Source organism: Candidatus Igneacidithiobacillus taiwanensis, from assembly GCF_031962545.1.
Taxonomy (GTDB): Bacteria; Pseudomonadota; Gammaproteobacteria; order Acidithiobacillales; family Acidithiobacillaceae; genus Igneacidithiobacillus; species Igneacidithiobacillus taiwanensis.
In genome coordinates this window covers 1-6,751 of the sequence record NZ_JAVRKK010000120.1, presented here as the reverse complement: position 1 = coordinate 6,751, position 6,751 = coordinate 1, and the positions used below count along the sequence as shown (strand labels likewise).

Sequence of the window (6,751 nt, the reverse complement as noted above, 5' to 3'; positions counted from 1 at the left end):
GCTGGGCTCCTCGGCAAAGGTCATCTGTCCGGTCATGGATGTCATCTCCTAGCTACTCGGTCAACCCATTGTATCAGAGGGCTAAATCAGAGGGTCCCTAGTCACTGGGATTGGTGATATCGGTAGAGATGCGGAACTTGGAATCCGTCAGGGAGAAAGGTAAGTATGTTCAAACAACAAGCAAAACGACTGGTAGCATGGGGAGGGGCTGCGCTGGCAGGCTTATGGGCCAGTGTCGCTAATGCCAGTATTTTCTGGATCTTCGATCCTCATGGCATCATGGCCGAAACCAATCTGCGGTACCTGATCATCGACGTGGTGATCATGGGCGCTATCGTCGGTATCACCACGTTGTTGGTGATCTGGTTCATGTGGAAATATTCGAAGGGAAAGAACCGCGGTAAGTACGATGCCCAGTGGTCGCATTCCAACGTCTTGGAAGTGGTGGTCTGGGGTATCCCGATTATCGCCGTGGGGTTTCTCTCTTACTTCGCCTACAAAGGCACTTTTGAGGTCAATCCCTACAATCCTACGGTCATCACCAAGCACATGGCGCCCAAGGGTGACCCGGTCAATGTCGACGTGATCGCCACCGATTGGCAGTGGTTATTCATTTATCCCCAGTATCATATGGCGGTAGCCAACGAGTTGGTCCTGCCGATACATACCCCAGTATTTTTCCGCTTGACTTCTACCGCGGTTACTTCTGGGTTCTTCATCCCGCAATTGGTTGGCATGATCGATGTGATGCCGGGCATGCGTACCAAGAATGCGCTCGAGAGCGATCACGTGGGTGAGTATCAAGGCATCGCCTCCGACTACGCTGGCGCCGGTACTTCGTGGATGACCTTCAAAACCAAAATGGTCACCCAGTCGGATTTCCAGAATTGGGTGGCAAAAGTCCAGGCATCACCAAAGACGATGGATTACGCAAGCTTCAATCGTTTCGCGGAACCATACATCAACGTGAATCACCGTGTGGTGTATTTCTCCCATGTGGAGGATGGGATTTTCAACCACCTCATCATGGAAGTGATGGACGGTAAGACTTGGCCCTTGCCGCCGGCAATGACCGAAAACATGGTGGCTTATTTGCAAAAGCAAGCCGCAGAGCATCGCGACTAGGATAAAAGGAGAGGTGACGCAAATGCTCGTTCAAGTGCCTGGGGGGTGGAACCCCTTGCTAGGGAGACTGGCCTTAGACCAGATCCCTTATACCAACCCGATTCTCGCGCCACTCTTCGTGGTGGTAATGATCGGAGCCATTCTGATCATTGGTTTGATCACCTACTACCACAAGTGGGGTTATCTTTGGAAAGAGTGGCTGACCACTGTCGACCATAAGAAGCTCGGGGTGATGTATATCATCCTGGGTTTGGTCATGCTCTTTCGTGGTTTTGTCGACGGCTTGATGATCCGCACGCAGCAGGTCTGGGCCAATGGGCCGCAATCCTCTGGTGTTTTCGGCGCCGTACATGGGTACTTGACGCCTTTCCATTTCGGCCAAGTGTACAGTGCCCATGGTTTGATCATGATTTTGCTGGCGGCAACTCCCTTGCTCGTCGGCTTCATGAACATCATCGTGCCGATTCAGGTGGGCGCCCGCGATATGGCCTATCCCTACCTCAACGCCCTGGGTTTGTGGATCACGGCGGCTGCCGTTGGACTGATCATGGCGTCCTTGTTTGTGGGTGATTTTGCTCACAACGGTTGGTTTGGTTACGCCCCGATCTTCGAGTTGCAGTATAGCCCTGGCGTGGGTGTGGACTACTGGATCTGGACCCTCGAACTCACGGCATTGGGTACCACCCTCGGCGGTATCAACCTGATTGCGACCATCGTCAAGATGCGCGCTCCGGGGATGACCTGGTTCCGTCTGCCGATTTTCACCTGGGCCAGCCTCTCCGCCAATATCATTGCGCTGACCTCCTTCCCGGCATTGCAGATTGCCTTGGCGCTGGTGGCCTGCGACCGCTATTTTGGTTCGCACTTCTTTACCGCGGGTTACGGCGGCAATCTCATGCTGTATACCAATCTGTTCTGGATCTGGGGCCATCCAGAGGTGTACTTCGTCATTCTGCCTGCCTTTGGCATGATGTCTGAAATCTTCCCCACCTTCTCGGAAAAGCCGCTATTCGGCTACATCACCATGGTGGCGGCAAGTTTTGCCATTGCCGGTGTTTCCTGGCTGGTCTGGTTGCATCATTTCTTTACCATGGGTGCCGGACCCGACGTCAACAGCTTCTTTAGTATCGCGACGATGTTGGTGGGTATTCCTACCGGTGTGAAGGTCTTCAACTGGGCCTTTACCATGTACCGCGGCCGCATCACCTACACCGCAGCCATGTTGTGGGCAATCGGGGCGCTCTTCCTGCTCCTCATTGGTGGTCTCACCGGCATGATGCTGGCGATTCCCGCCATCAACTACATGGTGCACAACAGCGTCTTCGTAATCGCGCACTTCCATTCCATGTTGCTGGTGATCGTCTACGCCATCTTTGCCTCGGTGATCTTCTGGTTCCCGAAGGTCTTTGGCTTCAAGCTCGACGAATTCTGGGCCAAGACCATGTTCTGGCTCTTCAGCGGTGGCACGGCGCTGGTCTTCATCCCGATGTACATGCTCGGCTTCATGGGGCAAACCCGGCGTTTGGACTACGTTTTCAATACCGCTTGGCATCCGTATCTGGTGACCGAGGAAATTGGTATTGGCGTGTACTGCCTCTCGGTTGCGGCCTTCTTCGTTCTCCTGTACGTGAGTGTTCGCGACCGGGTGAAGAATCGTGTTGGTCAGGATGCCTGGGGTACCTCGCGTTCCCTCGAGTGGCTCACTCACTCGCCGGTACCTTTCTACAACTTTGCCGTTACCCCCCATGTCAATGCCCGCGATGAGCTGGCTTGGCGGCGTCAGAATGGCATCAATGAGACGCAGCCGGCCCACTATGTCGACATTCACATGCCGAACAACACCGGCGTGGCGCTCTACATTGGTGCACTGACCTTCGTTCTCGGGTTTGCCCTGACCTGGCGTATCTGGTGGCTTTGTTTGATCAGCTTGGTAGCGATCATCGTACTCATGATCGTCCGCTCCTGGCGTGGTGACCCCGGCTACATCATCACCGCCGCGGAGCTCGAGAAAATGGAGCGCGAGGCAATGCGTCGCCAGCAGCAGATAGAGGTGGATCATCTGCCGCAGCACGGTGGGCATGCGGTGCCGGGTGGGGCGATGGCCTTTGATGGTCAACGCGTTGCACCTTTGGGGACGCCGCCCAGCACTGGCGATCAGCACTGAGGATTGTGGGCGTGAACTAATTCACGCCCCTCTACAAGAGGAATTTTGGTAATGAGTGCACATAATTCACCGGATCCAAAAACGGCCACTCTGTGGGATACCCACTATCATGGCCATGATGTGATCTCTACCCGGACCTTTGGGTATTTTCTCTACCTGCTCAGCGACGGGATGCTCTTCGCGACACTCTTTGCGGCCTATGGTGTGTTGAGCTATTCCCACAGCTACTACAACGGTCCAACCCCAGCGGACTTCGTCCACCCTTGGTATACCTTTACCCAGACCGTGGCCTTGTTTTTGAGCGTTTTGGCCTATGGCATGGGCATGAGCGCCCTCAAGAAGGGTAGCAAAGCCGGCGTCATGAATGGCTTGGTCGCCGCCTTTGTGCTCGGCGCCGTTTTTTTGGGCCTGGATATCCACGACATGATGGATCTTGCCGCTCATGGAGTGACGGTGCAGACCAGTGGTGGTGCCTCGGCATTCATCGTCCTGACCCAGACCCACGCAGCCCACATCTTCTTCGGACTGATTTGGATCGTCGTCATGATGTTTCAGGTAATGGGTAAGGGCTTTACCACCGATACCGTCGGACGCCTGCTCACCTTGCGGATGTTTTGGCACTTGCAGGCCATCATCTGGGTGTTTGTCTACGTTTTTGTTTATCTCTGGGGGTATATGTCATGAGTCACGGTCACGACAATCCGATTTTGCACCCGGAAGTGCAGATGGCCAGCGTTCGCGGCTATTTTACCGGTTTTCTGATTTCCCTGTTGCTGATGTTGGCGGCAACGGCCATGGTGACTTCCCATGCCTTCCCACCTTTTGGGCTGTTGCTGGTGATCAGCATTTGCGCGGCGGTCTCCATTATTGCGCAGATCTATTTTCTGCTGCACTTGGATATTTCTGAGCACAATATCTGGAACACCGTCTCCTTGGTGCTCTTCATTCCTCTGTTCATTCTCACCATTGGTCTGACCTGGTGGATGTTCTCGCAGCTGTACTTGCGGACCATGCCCATGATGCCGGGCATGGGAATGCACTGAGCATCTTCTAGGAGTCAAACATGTCTAGCGTCTTAGAGAGTGGTCGAGTAGCAGGGGTAGTAGGGCAGGGGGATATTCCCCATGCCGTCGAACCGGAGATGACCCCCTTCGTGCGCGCCATTGGCAAGTTCATTGGCCTTGCCCTGGTTGCGGCTGTCGTTGCCGGAGTGGTCGAAGGTATGCAGGGCAGTGGTGGGGTGGTCGCGGCCTTGGTTCGCGCCCTCTCGACCATGGAAGTTGGGTTTGCCATGGTGCTCATCCTCCTCGGTAGTCTGGTGGAAGGCTTTGGTTACGGGCTTTCCTTAGGAACCAAGTGGCCGTACACCCGCAACATTGTCGTTTTGATGCTGCGCAGCGATCCCGAGGCGGCGCACCGCGTGGTGGCTACCTTGGTGGGTTTGGTCGCCCTTGCTCTCGCCATTCTTTCGCCAGACGTCAACACCCTTTCCGGTCTGGGACTCATTGTGGTTACTGCGCTCTTCGGCATGGGAACCCTCTACGTTCTGGCTGGCAAGGCCCCGGCTTTGGTGCATGGCATCCATGGACTGTTGGCCTACGGGGTCTTTTTGATCTTTTTGGTCAATCTCGTCTACCCAGGCATGAATTTTTGGTCTTATCTGTACGCGATGGGTGCCTTGCACGCCTTGCTCTTTGCCGTGCTATTGGGCGGGATGACCACCGGGCAGCGCGGTTTTGGTAAGGAGATCGGGGCATTCGTGGCGCCGCATAAGGCATCGCAATGGACCGTTGCCGCCCACGTTTCGGCGGCACTGCTCCTGGTTGCGACCCTGGGCTGGATGATGCCGGCCTATCCCGTTGCCTTCTACTTGGCGGTGCTGCAAGTTGCCGTCGGTTTCCTCCTATTTCATGCGGTCAATCTCAAACCCAAAGATCCGGGGATTATGGTGGCTTTTCATCAGGGCATGGTGCTTTCCATGAGCCTCGCCATTGTCCTCGTCTGGCGGTAAGGAACAATTATGGCTAAGTCTCTCGGTACTCCGTCTCCCCTGATCCTGCCCGGCCCGAGTGGGGCCGTGCAATTGCTGCGTGATCTGTGGGTGCTGGCCAAGGCGCGCGTAGTGTCTTTGCTGGTCTTCACCGCCTTGGTCGGAGAGCTGCTCGCGCCCGGCGGGATTACCCACTGGCCGGCTGCACTGGCTGGGCTCTTGGGCATTGCTCTGGCCGGTGGGGCCGGTGGTGTTCTGAATCAGATTGTCGAGCCCGAGCTCGATCAGCATATGCGGCGTACCCACCGTCGACCGCTGGCCGAGGGACGTATCGGTCGGCGTGGGGCCATGGTGTATGCAAGCGTTTTGCTGGCCACCAGCGTCGCGGTGCTATGGATATGGACCAATCCCCTTACCCTCGCCTTGACCCTATTGGGAACCGTGGGTTACGGCGTCGTCTACACTCTCTATCTCAAGCCCAGCACCCCCTGGAACATCGTTTGGGGCGGTTTGGCGGGGGCCCTGCCGCCATTGATCGGCTGGACCGCGGTAACGGGATCGGTAGCGCTCTATCCGCTGTTCTTGGTAGCACTCATCTTCGTCTGGACGCCAGCGCATTTTTGGCCGCTCGCCATTTACTGTCGGCGCGACTATGCCAAGGCCTGCATTCCGATGTTGCCGGTCACCCATGGTATCGACCGCACGCGCAAGGAAATTTTGATCTACGCCATTGCCACCTGGCTAGTGAGCCTGGTGCCGGCCTTCCTTAGCCACGATTGGATTTACGGTGGCATTGCCTGGGTAGCTGGTGCGTGGTTTGTCGGTATGGCCCTGCGTCTGCGCAAACTGCCGGAGAGTGCGGAGATGGATCTCTACGCGCGCAAGATGTTTGCGTTTTCTATCAGCTATCTCTTTTTGCTGTTTACCGCATTGCTCGTAGGGAAGGCGATTCTCGGCTATGGCCTCCTCTAAGGGTAAGCCACGGCGCAGGCGGCCCGCCGCCGCGCCGATGACGGCGACGGAGAAAAAGGCCGTCTTTGGGCTCAGCTTCATCTACATGACGCGTATGCTTGGGCTTTTCATGCTCATGCCGGTTCTTGCCCTCGACAGCCATTCCATGCGCGACAGTACGCCGTTTTTGCTGGGTTTGGCCGTCGGCATCTATGGTTTGGCGCAAGCGGTTTTGCAATTTCCTTTTGGTAGCGCTTCGGATCGCTTTGGACGCAAACCGGTTTTGGTTTTTGGACTCCTGCTCTTCGTTGCCGGCTCCGTGCTGGGCGCGGTAACCAGTAGTATTTGGGGAGTGATCCTCGCCCGGGTCTTGCAGGGTGCCGGGGCCGTTTCCTCGGTGCTCCTCGCTACGGCTGGCGATCTCACCGACGATGCCCACCGTACCAAGGCAATGGCGGCGATCGGTGGCAGCATTTCCATTGCCTACGTTTTGGGCATGGCCCTCGGACCACTCATCTATG

Annotated in this window: 7 protein-coding genes; all 7 read left to right on the top strand. The window is 56.1% G+C overall.

Annotation, left to right across the window (positions count from 1 at the left end; genetic code table 11):
• The first annotated feature begins 165 nt into the window (after window positions 1–165).
• Window positions 166–1,125, top strand: a complete 960-nt coding sequence (locus tag RTI30_RS11595; protein WP_312263003.1) for a COX aromatic rich motif-containing protein — start codon at window positions 166–168, stop codon at window positions 1,123–1,125.
• A gap of 22 nt (window positions 1,126–1,147) precedes the next feature.
• Window positions 1,148–3,289, top strand: a complete 2,142-nt coding sequence (locus tag RTI30_RS11590) for a cbb3-type cytochrome c oxidase subunit I (protein ID WP_312263002.1) — start codon at window positions 1,148–1,150, stop codon at window positions 3,287–3,289.
• A gap of 51 nt (window positions 3,290–3,340) precedes the next feature.
• On the top strand, window positions 3,341–3,973 hold the full coding sequence (locus RTI30_RS11585; protein ID WP_312263001.1) for a cytochrome c oxidase subunit 3: 633 nt from the start codon (window positions 3,341–3,343) through the stop codon (window positions 3,971–3,973).
• Window positions 3,970–4,332 carry a cytochrome O ubiquinol oxidase gene (locus RTI30_RS11580; protein ID WP_312263000.1) on the top strand — a complete coding sequence of 121 codons (363 nt, stop codon included), beginning with the start codon at window positions 3,970–3,972 and terminating at the stop codon, window positions 4,330–4,332. The genes RTI30_RS11585 and RTI30_RS11580 overlap by 4 nt, the downstream gene beginning before the upstream one ends.
• A 20-nt stretch (window positions 4,333–4,352) precedes the next feature.
• Complete coding sequence (locus RTI30_RS11575; RefSeq protein ID WP_312262999.1) at window positions 4,353–5,300, top strand: cytochrome C oxidase assembly protein; 948 nt, start codon at window positions 4,353–4,355, stop codon at window positions 5,298–5,300.
• A gap of 9 nt (window positions 5,301–5,309) precedes the next feature.
• Complete coding sequence (locus RTI30_RS11570; RefSeq protein WP_312262998.1) at window positions 5,310–6,251, top strand: heme o synthase; 942 nt, start codon at window positions 5,310–5,312, stop codon at window positions 6,249–6,251.
• Between the two features lie 37 nt (window positions 6,252–6,288).
• Window positions 6,289–6,751, top strand: a 463-nt coding sequence (locus tag RTI30_RS11565) for an MFS transporter (RefSeq protein WP_312283808.1), incomplete at its 3' end; no start/stop codon positions are given.